Origin of the sequence: Bacillus sp. Au-Bac7, assembly GCF_021341655.1 — a bacterium.
GTDB lineage: Bacteria > Bacillota > Bacilli > Bacillales > Cytobacillaceae > Niallia.
In genome coordinates this window covers 1,261,395-1,277,340 of record NZ_JAJTTG010000001.1, presented here as the reverse complement: position 1 = coordinate 1,277,340, position 15,946 = coordinate 1,261,395, and the positions used below count along the sequence as shown (strand labels likewise).

21 protein-coding genes are annotated in these 15,946 nt (G+C 38.5%); 16 read left to right on the top strand and 5 right to left on the bottom strand.

What is annotated here, in order from left to right:
• The first annotated feature begins 63 nt into the window (after window positions 1-63).
• The 8 genes from LXM54_RS06650 (at window position 64) to LXM54_RS06615 (ending at window position 6,070) form a co-directional block, all read left to right on the top strand.
• Entirely contained in the window at window positions 64-579 is a 516-nt protein-coding gene (locus LXM54_RS06650; protein WP_233314284.1) for a hypothetical protein, read from the top strand.
• Entirely contained in the window at window positions 576-1,079 is a 504-nt protein-coding gene (locus LXM54_RS06645; protein ID WP_233314283.1) for a hypothetical protein, read from the top strand. The genes LXM54_RS06650 and LXM54_RS06645 overlap by 4 nt, the downstream gene beginning before the upstream one ends.
• Before the next feature lie 248 nt (window positions 1,080-1,327).
• Entirely contained in the window at window positions 1,328-2,530 is a 1,203-nt protein-coding gene (locus tag LXM54_RS06640; RefSeq protein WP_233314282.1) for a threonine synthase, read from the top strand.
• A gap of 76 nt (window positions 2,531-2,606) precedes the next feature.
• The gene (locus tag LXM54_RS06635) at window positions 2,607-2,768 is read left to right on the top strand and encodes a Fur-regulated basic protein FbpA (RefSeq protein WP_233314281.1); all 162 of its coding nucleotides are present in this window, start codon (window positions 2,607-2,609) and stop codon (window positions 2,766-2,768) included.
• An 84-nt stretch (window positions 2,769-2,852) separates the two neighbouring features.
• Entirely contained in the window at window positions 2,853-3,005 is a 153-nt protein-coding gene (locus tag LXM54_RS06630) for a YezD family protein (protein WP_233314280.1), read from the top strand.
• Between the two features lie 119 nt (window positions 3,006-3,124).
• Window positions 3,125-3,892, top strand: a complete 768-nt coding sequence (locus LXM54_RS06625) for an ABC transporter ATP-binding protein (RefSeq protein WP_233314279.1) — start codon at window positions 3,125-3,127, stop codon at window positions 3,890-3,892.
• Window positions 3,889-4,734: an ABC transporter permease gene (locus LXM54_RS06620; protein WP_245399858.1), complete on the top strand. Its 846-nt coding sequence runs from the start codon at window positions 3,889-3,891 to the stop codon at window positions 4,732-4,734. Before LXM54_RS06625 ends, LXM54_RS06620 begins: the two co-directional genes overlap by 4 nt.
• A gap of 22 nt (window positions 4,735-4,756) precedes the next feature.
• Complete coding sequence (locus tag LXM54_RS06615) at window positions 4,757-6,070, top strand: LLM class flavin-dependent oxidoreductase (RefSeq protein WP_233314278.1); 1,314 nt, start codon at window positions 4,757-4,759, stop codon at window positions 6,068-6,070.
• 85 nt (window positions 6,071-6,155) lie between these two features.
• On the opposite strand, the gene LXM54_RS06610 is transcribed toward LXM54_RS06615, so the two are convergent.
• Both LXM54_RS06610 and LXM54_RS06605 read right to left on the bottom strand, forming a co-directional pair.
• The gene (locus LXM54_RS06610) at window positions 6,156-7,166 is read right to left on the bottom strand and encodes an aliphatic sulfonate ABC transporter substrate-binding protein (RefSeq protein ID WP_233314277.1); all 1,011 of its coding nucleotides are present in this window, start codon (window positions 7,164-7,166) and stop codon (window positions 6,156-6,158) included.
• Window positions 7,167-7,377: 211 nt separating this feature from the next.
• Window positions 7,378-7,563 carry a hypothetical protein gene (locus tag LXM54_RS06605; protein ID WP_233314276.1) on the bottom strand — a complete coding sequence of 62 codons (186 nt, stop codon included), beginning with the start codon at window positions 7,561-7,563 and terminating at the stop codon, window positions 7,378-7,380.
• 238 nt (window positions 7,564-7,801) lie between these two features.
• Here LXM54_RS06605 and LXM54_RS06600 point away from each other — a divergent pair, with 238 nt between their 5' ends.
• Entirely contained in the window at window positions 7,802-8,287 is a 486-nt protein-coding gene (locus LXM54_RS06600) for a tetratricopeptide repeat protein (RefSeq protein ID WP_233314275.1), read from the top strand.
• Window positions 8,288-8,325: 38 nt separating this feature from the next.
• Entirely contained in the window at window positions 8,326-9,072 is a 747-nt protein-coding gene (locus LXM54_RS06595) for a phosphorylase family protein (RefSeq protein ID WP_233314274.1), read from the top strand.
• An 18-nt stretch (window positions 9,073-9,090) separates the two neighbouring features.
• On the opposite strand, the gene LXM54_RS06590 is transcribed toward LXM54_RS06595, so the two are convergent.
• Genes LXM54_RS06590 through LXM54_RS06580 form a run of 3 tightly spaced genes read right to left on the bottom strand, consistent with a single transcriptional unit; the run spans window position 9,091 to window position 10,332 of the window.
• Window positions 9,091-9,438, bottom strand: a complete 348-nt coding sequence (locus LXM54_RS06590; RefSeq protein ID WP_282581426.1) for a DMT family transporter — start codon at window positions 9,436-9,438, stop codon at window positions 9,091-9,093.
• Window positions 9,439-9,457: 19 nt separating this feature from the next.
• Entirely contained in the window at window positions 9,458-9,781 is a 324-nt protein-coding gene (locus tag LXM54_RS06585; protein WP_233314273.1) for a DMT family transporter, read from the bottom strand.
• Window positions 9,781-10,332, bottom strand: coding sequence for a TetR/AcrR family transcriptional regulator (locus LXM54_RS06580; RefSeq protein ID WP_233314272.1), 552 nt, complete (start codon window positions 10,330-10,332; stop codon window positions 9,781-9,783). The genes LXM54_RS06585 and LXM54_RS06580 overlap by 1 nt, the downstream gene beginning before the upstream one ends.
• Window positions 10,333-10,467: 135 nt before the next feature.
• Here LXM54_RS06580 and LXM54_RS06575 point away from each other — a divergent pair, with 135 nt between their 5' ends.
• The 6 genes from LXM54_RS06575 (at window position 10,468) to LXM54_RS06550 (ending at window position 15,907) form a co-directional block, all read left to right on the top strand.
• Window positions 10,468-10,911, top strand: coding sequence for a hypothetical protein (locus LXM54_RS06575; protein WP_233314271.1), 444 nt, complete (start codon window positions 10,468-10,470; stop codon window positions 10,909-10,911).
• Window positions 10,912-10,996: 85 nt separating this feature from the next.
• Window positions 10,997-11,386, top strand: a complete 390-nt coding sequence (locus tag LXM54_RS06570) for a hypothetical protein (protein ID WP_233314270.1) — start codon at window positions 10,997-10,999, stop codon at window positions 11,384-11,386.
• Between the two features lie 83 nt (window positions 11,387-11,469).
• On the top strand, window positions 11,470-11,811 hold the full coding sequence (locus LXM54_RS06565) for an ArsR/SmtB family transcription factor (protein WP_233314269.1): 342 nt from the start codon (window positions 11,470-11,472) through the stop codon (window positions 11,809-11,811).
• 95 nt (window positions 11,812-11,906) lie between these two features.
• On the top strand, window positions 11,907-13,022 hold the full coding sequence (locus LXM54_RS06560) for a DUF418 domain-containing protein (RefSeq protein ID WP_233314268.1): 1,116 nt from the start codon (window positions 11,907-11,909) through the stop codon (window positions 13,020-13,022).
• A 317-nt stretch (window positions 13,023-13,339) separates the two neighbouring features.
• Window positions 13,340-14,278 carry a magnesium transporter CorA family protein gene (locus LXM54_RS06555; RefSeq protein WP_233314267.1) on the top strand — a complete coding sequence of 313 codons (939 nt, stop codon included), beginning with the start codon at window positions 13,340-13,342 and terminating at the stop codon, window positions 14,276-14,278.
• Window positions 14,279-14,596: 318 nt separating this feature from the next.
• A complete protein-coding gene (locus LXM54_RS06550; RefSeq protein WP_233314266.1) occupies window positions 14,597-15,907 on the top strand; it encodes an MFS transporter in 1,311 nt (436 codons plus the stop codon).
• The last annotated feature ends 39 nt before the right edge of the window (window positions 15,908-15,946 follow it).

Sequence of the window (15,946 nt, the reverse complement as noted above, 5' to 3'; positions counted from 1 at the left end):
AAAAAAGGGCGAAGCTTTTAACATGTATCTATTAGCAAACATTCATAATTCTTTGGAGTTCAGGTGACAATATGGAAAAAGCAGTTGGAGGTTATGATGGCATTTGCAATTTATTTTTTTATAGGGTGGCTGACCATTATTTGTTTTTTTGTTCAAAAGAAGAAGTACAGCATTGTAGAAAATACGGTTTTAATTTTAAGTGTTTTAATTATAAATCTTAATTGGACTTGGCTTGTTTATGAGGAGTTTGAGTTGATTACCTATTCTCGTGAACCGTGGGATTTTGTTGCTTATTTGATTAAGAGAAGCATTGTTATTCCGGTGATTGTGTTAATTTGTTTGAATTTTGGTCGCAAACAATCTTCCCTAGTGAAAAAGCTAATGCATATCCTCGTGTCATCATTAGTGATATTAGGTATAACAATTATCAGTCATTTATTAAAGGTCACTACAGTCAAACACTGGTCGATATTTTATGATTTGGTTTACTATCTTCTTCTCCATCTTGTAGTGTTAGGGATTCATAAATGGTATCAAACATATATGGTGGATAAAGAGAAAGAGGTGCTGACAAAATGATTTGGATTGGAAAATTTGATATTAATGAGATATCCTTATTGATTTTGACGGTTGCCGCCTATTTGTTCGTTATGTTCACACCGAAAAAGCTGAGCAGGGAAATAACCTGTATGAGTATATTATGGGGAATAACTACGGGAATATTATATGACTTTACAATAGGGGGAGGATTACTCGATTTATATCGTGAAAATGATACGAACCACTACGAGCTTTTTGACCTGTTTTATTATGCTTTATATGGACCTTTTGGCTATGCCTTTATATATTTTTACGAAGTATTAAAAATACGTAAAAAAACGTTTGCGTTTTATGTAGGAGGATGGGCTCTATTTGGGGTTATTGCACAATGGCTTTTCACCTTGTTGCATATCATCACCTATCAGAATAATTACAGCTTGCCTTATTCCTTCCCGATATTTTTGTTAACCCAGACGATTACTGGGTTGTTTTATCACTATGTTACAACAGTCTACCCTAGCGGAGATTCCGTCCAATAAGAGCGAATGTAGGAGGATTAATAGGACTAAACTATTATTCCAAGTAAATCAATCAGAATACCCTAAAAAATGATTGACAACGACTTTTAGATGCTGTTAACATAGGTTTAACAGATATTTGTAAATATTTTAAAGGAATCGACTAGATCACTAGAGATTCAGCGAAATACATGTCAAGCAGACTTGTATTTTGTTGGTCTCTTTTTTTATCAACTTAAATTACATAATACTTATACAGGAGGATGGCCATGAGATTTAGCTACATACACCATCTGGAATGCCCAAAATGCAGTAAATATTATTCTGCCGAAGAAATACAGCAATTATGTAGCTGTGGTTCCCCACTACTCGCTCGATATGAATTGGATAAATTAAAACATGACTTATCGAAAGAGGATTTGCAAGGCAGGGAAAACACTTTATGGAGATATCATGAGGTGCTTCCAGTATTGAACCAAGAGAATGTAAAAACTTTAGGCGAAGGGATGACACCGCTGCTTCCATTAGAAAGGGCAGGAGCAGAGTTAGGCTTTCAGCATCTTTATTTAAAGGATGAAGGACTTGTTCCAACAGGTTCATTCAAAGCAAGAGGCGCTGCAGTCGGTGTTTCAAAAGCTTCAGAGCTTGGGGTGAGGGAGCTTGCGATGCCTACAAATGGGAATGCAGGTGCTGCATGGTCCCTTTATTCTGCAAAAGCGGGAATTCGCGCACATATCGTCATGCCTCTTGATGCTCCAGAAATTACGCGCAAAGAAGTGAGCGTTTCTGGAGGAGAGCTATATTTAGTTGATGGTGTTATAAGTGATGCAGGCAAAATCACGGCACAGCTGGTAAAGGATAATGGCTATTTTGATGCATCAACCTTGAAGGAACCATATCGGATTGAAGGGAAAAAGACGATGGGCTATGAAATTGCTGAGCAATTTGGCTGGGAACTACCAGATGTCATTCTCTATCCAACTGGAGGCGGTGTCGGTTTAATTGGAATTTACAAGGCATTTCTGGAAATGCAAGAGCTTGGCTGGATCAGCGGTCGACCTCCCCGTTTAGTCGCCGTACAAGCAGAAGGCTGTGCGCCTATTGTCAAAGCGTATTTAGAGGGAAAAGAAGAGTCTGATTTTTGGGAGAATTCAGAAACGAAAGCATTTGGAATTAATGTACCGAAAGCTCTAGGAGATTTTTTGGTTTTAAAGGCGATATATGAGACAAATGGCTGTGCAGTGGCAGTATCAGAAGAAGAATTAACGAAAGCTCAGCAGCTTGTCGCAAAGTCAGAAGGTCAGTTTATATGTCCAGAGGGTGCCGCAACAATTGCAGCAGCTGATAAACTTCGGGAAGCAGGCTGGCTTGGCAAGGAAGAAAAAGTCGTTTGTTTAAATACAGGAGTTGGTATTAAGTATCCAGATACAGTGGAATATACCGCAAAATATATAGAAAAAATTCGTCCATAATTTTTTTGTGATTTAATACCTAGTAAAGAGATTAAAATAATTAGTATTCAAAGAGATTACTAAGGAGCGATGAAAAATGTCTGGAAAATTAAGAGAGTTGGTAGACAGAAGAAAAAGTTATTTAATCCATTCCTTGATAGCTGCAGGCATTTATAAAAAAGAGGGACAGCATCTGTTTGAATGGACACTAACAGATCTGGAAAAGGAATATTCACGCATAAAGAATACAAAAGAATAAGCAAGGTGCTGATCAGACAACTGAAGGCCGCTTCCCAATATTGGAGTAAGCGGCTTTTTTAAATTTATATAGGGGGTTATTTAAATGGCCGAAGTAACTTACGAAAATGAAAAATATATCATCTCCATATTAAAGGAAATTGAGTATGGTTCTGTCACCATTACCCTTCATGCCGGGAGAATAGCACAAATTGAGAGAGAAGAAAAAATCCGTATACAAACAGACACAAAAAAATAAAAGATGCTCTTGCTACCGGACCACCGGAGAAGACACGGTTGCTCATTTTTTTGCTTCGTGTCTTTTTTTTATCCATATTCCAATCGTAAATAGGAAGATTGAAAGGAGAGGAGAAGTTTATGACATTATTAGCAATCAATCAATTAAATAAAAAATTCAGCTCGAAAAATGGTGATACACATGCATTAAAGGATATTGACTTAGCAGTAGAAAAAGGTGAACTGATTACCATTATCGGCCCGAGCGGCTGCGGGAAAAGCACCTTGCTGAAAATCATAGCAGGCCTTGATACGGAAGTGTCCGGCTCTGTATCGATTGAGGGGGTGGAAGTAACCGGGCCCAGCGTCGATAAGGGCTTTATCTTCCAAGAACCACGCCTCTTTCCTTGGCACACGGTAGAAAAAAATATCGCCGCAAACTTCTCCCTGAAAGACAAAAAAGTTCAAGAAAAGGTCGCAGAGCTGATTAAGCTCGTTAAGCTTGACGGTTTTGCAAAATCATACCCAAGGGAGCTATCAGGAGGAATGGCACAAAGAGCAGCAATTGCAAGAGCTCTGCTCCGCAATCCGAAAGTCTTGCTATTAGATGAACCATTCGGTGCGTTAGACGCATTCACAAGGACACATATGCAGGATGCTTTGTTGAATATCTGGCAAGTAAACAAAACGACCATGCTGCTAGTAACACATGATTTAGATGAAGCCATCTATTTAGGAGGCAAAGTTGTCATTATGAATGCAAGACCAGGATCGATACAAAAGGTTGTAGATATTCAACTTCCCTACCCGCGGAAGAAAGCGGATAATGCATTTCAAGCATACCGTCAAGCGATTTTGCAGGAGTTTGAGAAATCAGAGCATGCAGTGATGGGAGGGAGGTCACATTGAGTAATAATAGTGAACTGTTATACGGAGACTCAGTTGTAAAAGCTAAGCGTAAAAAAAAGATAAAAGGAAAACAGCTTCCTTCTAAAACGGTTATTTTTTTGCGGGGAATGATTTTCCCTGTTCTATTAATAGCAGTATGGGAAGCAGCGGGAATATATGGGTTTGTATCAGAGACACTGCTTCCAAGACCCAGTGAGATTTTCATGGCTTTCATTGATTTATGGACAACAGGGAATTTGCTCTACCATTTCCAAGTCAGTTTTCTTAGGGCAATCGGAGGGTTTATAATTGGTGGTTCTCTTGGTCTATTAGCTGGATTAGCTGTTGGATTTTCTAGCAAAATAGAGCATACCCTTGACCCGACTATGCAGATGCTGCGCACAATTCCGACATTAGCTGTCATACCGCTATTTATCCTATGGTTTGGTTTTGGAGAGGTTTCAAAGGTTCTTTTGATTGCCAAAGGTGCTTTCTTTCCGCTATATGTGAATGCTTTTTTAGGCATACGCAGTGTTGATGGGAAAATGTATGAGGTTGCGAAAGTTTTACAGTACAGCAAATGGAAACAAATAACTAACTTAATTATCCCATCAGCACTTCCTAATATTCTGCTCGGCCTGCGTCTTGCCTTAGGAGCAGCCTGGCTTGCGTTAGTGGCAGCAGAGCTGATGGGATCATCTGAAGGTATCGGCTATTTAATTACAGATGCCCGGCAATTTTCACAAACAACAGTCGTTTTTGTAGGAATTATTATCTTTGCAGTGTTTGGGAAGGCTTCAGATTCGTTTATAAGGATATTTGAAAGAAGATTGTTGAAATGGCAGGACAGCTTTAAAGGCTAATGAACAAAGGGAGTGAAATCAAATGACATACCGTACAAAAGGGGGAAAAATGCGCTTAAACTTGTTTTTAACAAGCATGGGTCATCATGAAGGAGCTTGGAGGCATCCAGCCTCTGCAGTAGAAAGTGTGCAGGATTTCAGGCTTTATCAAGAAATTGCTGCTAAAGCAGAAAGGGCAAAATTTGATTCTATCTTTATGGCAAACAGGTACTCTGTTTCGACTAAAGCAGTTACATACGGAGAACTCGGTGGAGGGGGGATGGAACCGCTCATCCTCTTGTCCGCGCTGGCAGCTGTTACGAAGGAAATCGGCTTAATTGGAACAGTATCAACCTCCTTTACAGAGCCTTTCAATGTTGCCAGAAGTTTTTCCTCCCTTGATCATTTGAGTAAAGGAAGAGCAGGCTGGAATGTTATCACGTCTGGAACAGATGAAGAAGCGAAAAACTTTAATTTAGAAGAAATACCAGATCATGAACAGAGGTATGTGCGGGCACAGGAATTTTTAGAAGTGACCAATAAGCTTTGGGACAGCTGGGAAGCAGATGCACTTGTCAAGGATAAGGCAACAGGGGTTTATGCGTTAAGCGAAAAAGTCCATGAAATTAACCATAAAGGTAGCTATTTTTCTGTTAAAGGCCCATTAAACAGCCCAAGATCACCGCAAGGCAAGCCAGTAATTGTTCAAGCTGGCTCCTCTAAAGACGGCATTGACTTTGCGGCACAATATGCAGAAATCGTTTTTACAGCACAGCAAACACTGGAAGACGCACAAATCTTCTATAAAAAACTAAAGTCCAGAGTTCAAGATTTTGGACGTGATCCAAGCAAGGTCATTGTTCTTCCGGGAATTTGCCCTGTTATCGCAAATACGGATGAAGAAGCAAAAGCAAAAGAGACAGAGCTGCATAAGCTTACAAATCCAGCGTACAGTTTGCTTCAGCTGTCCAACAGAGTCGGGTTTGATTTGACTTCTTACCCGTTAGACGGTCCTTTCCCAGAACTGCCTGATATAAAAGAAATAAAGGGGCATCAGAGCAGAACAAAACTAATCAGTGACCTAGCTAAAAAAGAAAATCTCACATTAAGACAGCTGCTGCTCCGCTTAGCCGGCGGTCGCGGGCATTTCACTATTGCCGGAACACCAGAAAGAATTGCAGACGAACTGCAGGTCTGGTTTGAAAATGGTGCTGCTGACGGTTTTAACATCATGCCCCAGCAGATGAGTGAAGGCTTGACGGAGTTTATCGAGTCCGTTATCCCGGAACTACAAAACAGAGGCTTGTTTAAAACAGAATACACTGACGGCACGCTTCGAGATAAACTGGGCATATAAGAAGACACCTCTCATAAAAAGAGAGGTGTCTTTCATTAGCTTGATAGAATGTAAGAGACAAGCATTCAGAAGGAAATCTATTAGCTTATTCGTATTCTTTTAAAACTTTTTCAATGTAACGGTTATTAACAACCTCTGCCACATCCAATTTTTTTGTCAATCCACCTTGTTCCAAAAGCAAATCAGCAGTTATTTGTTGTTCCTTGATAATGTCAGCGCTAATAGGTGTGTTTTCAGGAACAGAATTTTCAAGGACTCTGCTGATTATTTCTTCGTCCGTATTCTTTAAGTCTGCATAAATTTTAATTGCTTCTTCTTTATGTTCATTTTGCCATCTAGTTGCTTTTTCCGTAACTTTTAAGTACAGCTCAACAAGTTCAGGGTGTTCTTTTGCAAATTCAGATCGAACAATTTGGAAGCCTGGGCTGTAGCTGCCGATATCTTTTCCTGTTGCGATTACTTTCGCCTTCTTGTTAATCACCTGAATGGACTGATAAGGTTCCCAGATGGCCCATGCATCAACAGAACCAGTTTCAAATGCAGGCTGAGCTTCATCTGGCTGAAGCTGGATAATTTCCAGTTCAGATGGTTTAATGCCTTCTTTTTCAAGCAGTCTGTATAAAAGACCATATGCACTGCTGCCTTTAGCAACAGCAATTTTTTTGCCTTTCAAATCATCTGCTGTTTTAATCGGGCTGTCTTTGGGAACGATAATGGCATCACCAAGCTCCCCGGTGCTTGCTGTTGCGATTTCCTCGAATTTTATTCCCCCGCCTTGGCCAGCTAAAACGGGGATATTGCCGACACGGCCAAAGTCAAGGCGGTTAGAAGCAATTGCTTCAAAGTAAGAAGGCCCGCTCTGAAATTCTACCCAGTTAACTTTAGCACCAGCCTTTTCAAACTCACTTTCAAACCAGCCTTTCTCTTTCGCAAGCAGAATTGGCCAAATGCTTTGCTGTACCCCGATATTTACAGTTATTTCGCCAGCCTTTTCGTCAGACGAACTGTTTGATGCAGAGGGCGCACCGCAGGCGGCACTCACAAAGATTAACAGTAAAACAGATAGTAAGAAACTTGCTTTCTTAAAATAAACCATTATGTATCCTCCCATACGATTTTTATAAACAAACAAATCAGAGCCTATACAGTTCTCACCACCTTTCAAGCTGAAAATAAAAAGGCCCTAAGTATAGCAAACACTATACATTAGGGCCTTCAGGCTGACTGATCGGCATATTCATTTAGATTAGCAGATTATATTTATATCCAATTATTCTTACTTGTTAGGTTGGTTTTCGAGTAAAAAATTATCTTTGCTTTTTCCACTTAATAGAGCCTGTTCCATCATGAGGATGCACTGCTGCCATACACTCATGGTATCTTTTATTCAGTTCAGGAAGAGAAAAGCTATTTAAGGCATCAAACGAGTAATTGCCATACACTGCTAATTTTTGAATCATTAATCTTCTTTTTGCATCATTAAGATTTACCATGGTATTCCCTCCTATGGATATTCTATATCAATATGTGTCTATTACTGTATAACTCTGATTTTGTTTGTTCGTATTATCATATATTCATTATACAACAAAAAAATACACTAATCCAAGTGGTTTAGATGGATTTTAATAAAAATAATAAAAAAATCTAAGTTCCTATATTAAAAACAAGCAGGGGAAGCGGGGGATTAAGCGAACTTAATAAGTTAATAGCAGTATTTAGGAGGGAAACATGAGAAACGAACTTGCAGCAGCATTAAAGTGGAGAGAGGACGGGGAGTATTATAAATCAAGCGGTGTGCTGATGGAATTAGTCCAAAGCTATCCGGAGGATTCGTTTATCCTTTATCAATACGCCTGGAGTCTAGATTTATTAGGAGAAGAAAGGAAGGCAGTGTTATTTTATGAAAAAGCTATTCAGTTAGGACTTCCCGAAGCGGAATTGGAAGGAGCCTTATTGGGGCTTGGCAGCACATACCGAACATTAGGAGATTATGAGAAGGCAAGCGACATTTTTTCACAGGCAATTCAGAAGTATCCGGCCAACAGAGCACTCCAAGTGTTTTACGCGATGACTTTATACAATCTGGAGAATCACGCAAAGGCGATGGAGTTCCTGCTTACTGCCTTAGTGGAGACAACAATGGATGAAAGTATATTACAGTACAAGAAAGCAATTACCTTTTATTCAGATAAATTGAACGAAACGTGGAAGTAGGGATTTATTAGCTAACTTTTAAGAGGTGTTACTAATATATGAAACTATATGGAGACTTTACGGAAGAAGATTGGCTTCATGCTGTTGGCATCCAAAAACACCATGTTCCTGATGCTTTAATTGTTCATGGGGAATGGAATCATGCAGATAATATCAATAAGTGGAAGGGAATCTTGAGCCAGGAAATGCTTTTGCCAAAGTGGAATACAGTCATTGGGAGAAATAAGGCTGTCTTAACAGGATTTGCTAATGTATACGGAGGAGCAATGGCTGCAGCAGTTTCCCACCAGTTCGCAGCAATGGGCACTGACATATTTATCCAAACAGGCTATTTTGGCGGTTTGTCAGCTAAAGTCAACTATGGTGATATTTTGATAGTGACTGAGGCAAAAATGGACGATGGAGTTTCAGCTGCTTATTTGCCAGGCTGTGAAACGGTAACATCCGATGAGGAACTGGCAATGAGGGCCATTGAATTTTGCCAGAAAAAAAACTACAAGTATGTTACAGGCAGTGTTTTGTCTGTGAGCACTCCGTATTTAGAGACAGAAAAGATGGTTCAAGCCTGGTCAACAGCTGGGCATTTAGGTGTTGATATGGAGTCAGCCGTTACACTTGCTGTTGCGAACAAATTTAACAAAAAAGCAGTCAGTTTATTAAATTTATCGGACCATTTGCTTAAAGGTGATACTTTTTATTCCTATAGTAAGGAAAGGGAAGCAATAGAAGCGGAAATAGATGAAAGGATACGAGACATTGCCTTATATTTAGGGAGATCTTTTTAAGAAAAACGAAGAAGCTCATTAGTTAGCAGGCTTCTTCGCTGTTTCTGTCTTTTCTGACCCGTTCAGAAGAAAAACACCGCCAATAATAAGCACAATTCCGCACAGCATGACTGTGTTCATCAGCTCATCCCATAAAATGACGCCTATTATCGCAGTCGCAGCGGTCCCAACACCTGACCATATTGCATAGGCTAAGCTTAGCGGCAGTGTTTGGAGCGCTTTTGAAATGAAATAAAAGGCAAGTACATAGCCGATAATTACACCGACAGACGGGAGCATAACGGTAAAGCCTTCTGACAATTTAAGCATTGTTGTGGCAAATACTTCAGCTATAATCGAGATTGTTAAATAAATATATCCTTTCACAATGGAAGTCTCCTTTCAATTAATGAGCTCCGCCAAAATTCAATAAGATTACCCCGCCGATGACAAGTAAGAGGCCGATTACTTTTTTGCTGTTGAAGCTTTCTTTATAAAGTACGGCTCCAGCCACCGCCGTCAGTGCTGTGCCAACACCTGCCCAAATTGCATAGGCTGTTCCAATCGGCATGGTCTTTAATGTCAACGATAAAGCATAAAAGGCAATTCCATATCCTAAAGCGACACCAACAGACGGTAGCAGCCTTTTGAAGCCCTCTGTTGCTTTCAGCATCGAGCTTGCAAACACTTCACTTATAATGGAAACTACAAGTAGTAAATATGGATTCATTACACATCCTCCTTCCTTGTCATGAGTGTGAGCTGATCAAGCACTGCTGTTTGCATTTTTTTATCCAATGGAGCAACATGGAGCATTTGCGAGTAGTACAGTCCATCAAGGGCGAGACGGATAACTGAAGCTGTCACAGGAGAAATGCCGTCGTTTTCCAATTTTGTTAAAGCTCTTTGATAGCTGTTTGAAATACCTTCAGCTACATCCTTATCCAATAACGAGGAAGCCATCACTGCAACATTTAGCTCGGCACGGTTGTATAAATCATCCTTTGTCACTTCAATCATTGCCCTTGTCCACTTGCCTGTCTCAACGGGGTCTTTTTTTGCGTATTCCGTTAAAGCTGTATCCAAGTCTTCAAATATAGACAAAGCAATCCCCTTTATTAAAGCCTCTTTGCTAGAATAATGATACAAAAGACCGCCTTTGCTGATATTAGCTTGTTTGGCAACAGCATCCAGGGTTAAGGAGGTAATGCCACTCTCATGAATAATTTGTTTCGCTGTATCAATAATAAGCCGGCGTTTAACATCAGCTTTTGAATCCATTGTAATGTCTCCTTCCTGTTTTTTTATTATTGTACCGTCTGGACGGTTTTTTGGTCAATAAAAGAATTTGTTGACACTGCTAAGAAAACCTTTTATGTTTTTCCATATATATCTATTCTTATAGGAGGGAAGGATATGAAAATACGGACATATAATGGCTGGATATTGGAAATAGATGTGGAAAAAACAAATAAATTTTACAAAACAGATATAGAGGTGTGTGATTGTCTCTATTGCTGTAATTATGCAGAGGCGGTCAAAAGTGCCGATGCTTCTGTCACCTCATTTTTTGCTGAGCTTGGCATCATACCAGAAAAACCGGCAGAAGTTTCAGAGTTTGCAATGGAAAACGCAGAGCTGCATCATTATATAGGCTTTTATCATATTGTCGGCAAGGTTTTGAAGGGCAACACATGTACAATGTCTGATTGGCAGGATCATCATACATACCAGCTCGGCCCTTTTGAGTTTTGTCTAGCACAGGAAGCAGAACAGGTACAAGCAAATTTTCCTGAGCCCATTCTTCAGCTGAATTTTGAAGTTTTTCTTCCATGGGTGTTGGAGGAATATCCAGATTGACTGGAAAAATACAAAAAAGTTTACAAATAATGTATAGTTTGAGATAGTGGATTAGCAGTTTAATGAATGTTTTTGGTGGTGTACGATGGTAAAAAATTATGTTTGGTTTAACTGGCTCATGCTTGCAGTGTTCGGATTATCTACCGTTTTAGCTATTTTTATTGTTTATTTTCATAATGGTCTTGCCTTTGCAGAAAATTTTATTTATGGATATATAGTATTTATTTTGCTGTATGCTTTGTACCTCGGTGGTAGTGCTTTAAAATATTGGAGAAAGGCAAATCGGACAGAAATTAAAAAGAGAATGCTAAAATTCCTCTCTTGGTTTGTTGTGCTTGCCATTATTTCTTTTTTTATTAATAATGTTCTCAAGCAAGATAATAACGGTGCATACTCTTATTTATTTATCCCGTTGGGCTGCTCATTCGGTATAGTATTTTTGGATGTTCTATTTATGAAGAATAAAGCAAAATAGGTAATTAGAAGTAGCATATCCTTGCAGACATTAGAAAACGGCATTATTATATAATTATAATTTAATGGAAATGGATGATTATAATGTCTAATGAAGAGTTGGAAGAAACAGCAGCCATTTTAAAGTTATTAGGTGATAAGACTAGGTTGTCCATAATCGGGATGCTGAATATCCATGATTGCTGTGTATGTGAATTTGTTGACATTTTTCAAATGTCTCAACCGGCAGTCAGTCAGCATTTAAGAAAGTTAAAGGATGCAGGACTTGTGAAGGAACAAAGACGAGGGCAATGGATGATATACTCTCTTGAACGCAATACGAAGTATTTTCCGATGATTGAAGATGTGCTCCGGTATATCCCTGACCAAACGGAAAGATTTACTTGGCTAGAGGAAAATGGTCTGAGAATTTCATGTGATGCATAACTTCATTAAAAAATATAGGTAGCGGGGCTCACCGCATATAGCAGAATTTGCAATTGTTATATGCGGTGAGTCTTTTTTATGAAAGAAGGGATGATATGAATAGCTTAGAGAGAATTCATGAAATAGATATAGTAAGAGGTTTTGCTGTTTTAGGGCTTGCTTTTGCGAATATTGTGCCGTTAAGCAGTCCCGTATTATATGACAGCTTTCCAAGCAGTCTTTGGACAGGACAAGTTGATTTATTAATACAACAATTATTATTTATTTTCGTACAAGGAAATTTTTATCCTTTATTTGCTCTTCTGTTCGGATTCAGTTTTATGCTGTTTATGGACAAGGCAGCGGCAAGGGGAAAAAATCCGTACATACTATTTTCCAGAAGGCAATTCGTTCTACTTTGCATTGGGGCAGTGCATGCTATTTTCATTTGGTACGGAGACATCCTAACCACCTATGCTCTGTTTGGCTTTTTGTTGCTGCCACTCTATAAGGCGTCTAGTAAGACAATTAGCATTCTGCTAATACTGTTATATTTGCCAAATATGTTGCTGCTTTTTTTATTTATTCATTTTCCGTATAATCCGGCTGAGTACTTTGATTACGATTACTTACTAACCGTTATTGAAAATTATCAGACAAGTGGAATCACAGCTTTTTTACAAAATTTTTATGATTGGCTGTCAACCTTTGAGTTTTTTTCTATTGTATATTTATTTCTAAGCATTTTTCCGATGTTTTTAATCGGGGTTTTACTAGCGAAAAATAAATCAACTATTATACATATAACGAAGAAGCATGTGTTTGTATGGATTTTGTTTGGAGGACTAGGGTTAGGCTTGAAAATATTGGCTGTGCTGCACCCTGATTCCTTGCTGTTTATTCAAGCATCTGATGCATTTGGTAATCCGCTTATGTCATTGTTTTATGGGTTAAGTATTTTACTGTTTTTGCAGCTAAGCAAAATGAGTCTAATCTATTTCCGTTATGTTGGCAGATTGGCGATTACTAATTATTTAATGCAAAACATTATTGGGTTACTCATTTTTAGAATTTTTTCTTTGTATGCAACAATACCGCCGTCAAAGTTAATACTCATCTCTTTTGTACTTGCTGTCTGCCAAATTGGCTTAAGCTATCTTTGGTTACAACGTTTTAAACAAGGCGCAGTTGAATTTTTGTGGAGAAAGTTAACCTACTTTAAAATTTATTAAAATCTATAGGAAATTCGAATTTGTAGCATTGAATTACACAATAGTCGAAAAGTTTGATTTTTTGGATTTTTATTTAATATTTTACTAGTTTAGTTGCAAAACCATAGGAAATAAGTACAATGAAGTAGTTGATAAAAATTAGATTATAAAAGGAGTTGAATTTTTATGAGTAGTCATTATTGCAGTGAACCAGAGCCCGAGTCGACCAAGGGGGAAGTCAATAAGGAGTCATTCCTTCAAATATTGAATGCAAGTAAAATTCAACTTGTTTATGGCTAAGTTTTGGCTTCCTCATAATTTTTAGAGGAGGTTTTATCATGTTAAACATTTATCTTTCTAACGAAGAAGGAGTACTTAAAGAAACGAATACGATTACGAGCGGGTGCTGGATCAACATGGTTGCCCCAACGGAACAAGAGATACAGTTTATTGCCCAGAAGCTTGAACTACCGAATGGATTTTTGAAAGACTCTTTGGATGAGGGGGAGCGTTCAAGAATTGAAAAAGACGGTGAAGATATTTTGATCATTGTCAACGTTCCAAATGTTACGATGAATGAAAAAAAGAAACCGGAGTATGATACGATTCCATTAGGAATTATCATTGCGAAAAACTGTTTCGTCACCATTTGTTTACAGGATAATCCGATTTTTCAAGCTTTTTCTCAAGGGAAAGTCAAGGATTTCTTTACATATAAAAGAACGAGATTCGCTTTTCAAATCCTGTATTCTATGTCTAATGCGTATTTAAAGTATTTAAAACAAATCAGCAAAAAGATAGATACGATTGAAGGTCAACTTCTGCAGTCGATGCGAAACAAGGAGTTATTTTCTCTGCTGCATCTTCAGAAGAGCCTTGTTTATTTTACAACATCACTCAAAACAAATGATATTGTTATGCATAAAATGATGAAAAGCAGATTTTTAAAAATGTATGAAGACGATCAGGATCTCCTTGAGGATGTTATTATAGAGAACCAGCAAGCGATTGAGATGGCTGAAACACATGCATCTATTTTAAGCAGCATGATGGATGCATTTGCTTCAATTATTTCTAACAATGTAAGCATGGTAATGAAGTTCTTAACTTCCTTTACGATTGTTCTTTCCTTTCCGACAATGGTTGCGAGCTTTTATGGAATGAATGTAGACATTCCTTATCAAGAATATAAATATGCCTTTTTTGTCGCTATTTTAATTTCAACAATCTTATCTAGTATTACAGCGGTTGTTTTTTGGCGAAAGAGGTTCTTTTAAAGTAGACAGAGTGCATAATAAGATGCACTCTTTTTTATTTTATCCAATAAATTCAAGTAGAGTTACGGATATTTTTTAAGGAGAGATTTTCTTACAAAACACATTGACTGAAAAATCTGAATATAATATACTCCAATTATCGGAAAATTTTTTTGCTTAAATATTTAAGTGTCACTTCAATTTTTTAAACGGATATGAAGTGGTAACAAAATATTTGATATTAGGTTAAAAGGGGAGTGGGGAGGAGAAAACATATGATTACCTCATCTAGGGCAGGCAGAGCAGATAAAAAAATGTGAAGATGGAGTGATATGGATAATGGAGACACAGCCAATACAAGTTCAGCCGGCAGTGACAAAAAAGATTGCCAGTAAAGCATTAATTGCTAGTTTAATAGGCAGTTCCATTGAATGGTTTGATTATTTTCTATATGGCACAGTTGCTTCCTTAGTATTTACAACCTTGTTTTTTCCAAATCATGATCCTGTTGTCGGATTGCTGTTATCTTATGTGTCCTTTGCATTGCCTTTTTTCATTCGACCTCTTGGAGGAATTATCTTTAGCCATATTGGTGATAGAGTCGGGCGAAAAACAACGCTAGTAATGACATTGTCGCTGATGGGCGGCGCAACAGTCTTAATCGGCTGTTTGCCAGATTATGATGCAATTGGTGTTTGGGCACCAATCCTGCTTATTACATTAAGATGTATTCAAGGCCTTGGCATTGGCGGGGAATGGGGCGGTGCTTTGCTGCTAGCAGTCGAGTATTCAAACAAAAACAGCCGCGGTTTTTTTGGAAGTATCCCGCAAATCGGCGTAACAATTGGGATGCTGTTAGGAACATTATCCATTACTATTTTGACTACTGTGTTAAGTGATGCTCAATTTATGTCATGGGGCTGGAGAATACCGTTTATTTTAAGCGCTTTATTAGTATTTCTAGGCCTTTGGATTAGAAAGGGGCTTGATGAAACACCTGCATTTAAAGAAGCTAAAGAAAGTGGAAACGTTGCAAAGGTGCCGATTATTGAGACAGTGCGCTATCACTGGAGAGCAGTGTTAATAGCTGTCGGCGCAAAAGTGGTGGAAACAGGACCATTTTATATTTTTGGAACCTTCATCATTGCCTATGCCACTGAATACCAAGGTTATGAGCGGACTGTTGCTTTGAATGCAGTTACAATCTCGGTCTTAGTTGCAACTGTCATGATTCCCTTGATGGGAAAATTATCAGACAAGGTAGGGAGAAAACCGCTCTACATTGGCGGAACGGTTGCGATTCTTCTTTATGCCTTTCCGTACTTCTATCTTGTATCCTTACAATCAGATTTCTTGCTGATTATAGCAACTGTTATTGGCCTTGGCATTCTGTGGGCACCAGTTACAGCTGTACTTGGCACGATGTTTACTGAAATATTCACTACAAATGTCCGTTATACAGGTGTCACACTAGGCTATCAGCTTGGAGCTGCACTTGCCGGCGGGACAGCACCGCTCATTGCAACAGCATTGTTAAGCGCATACAGTAATTCGTGGATTCCTGTTGCATTATATATTGTTGCTACAAGTGTCATATCTTTAATTGCCATTTACTTTGCGAAAGATAAAAGCAACGAAGAACTGGATTGATGGGGATGGGGGCTATAGATCTGCTCCCAGAAAAATTTT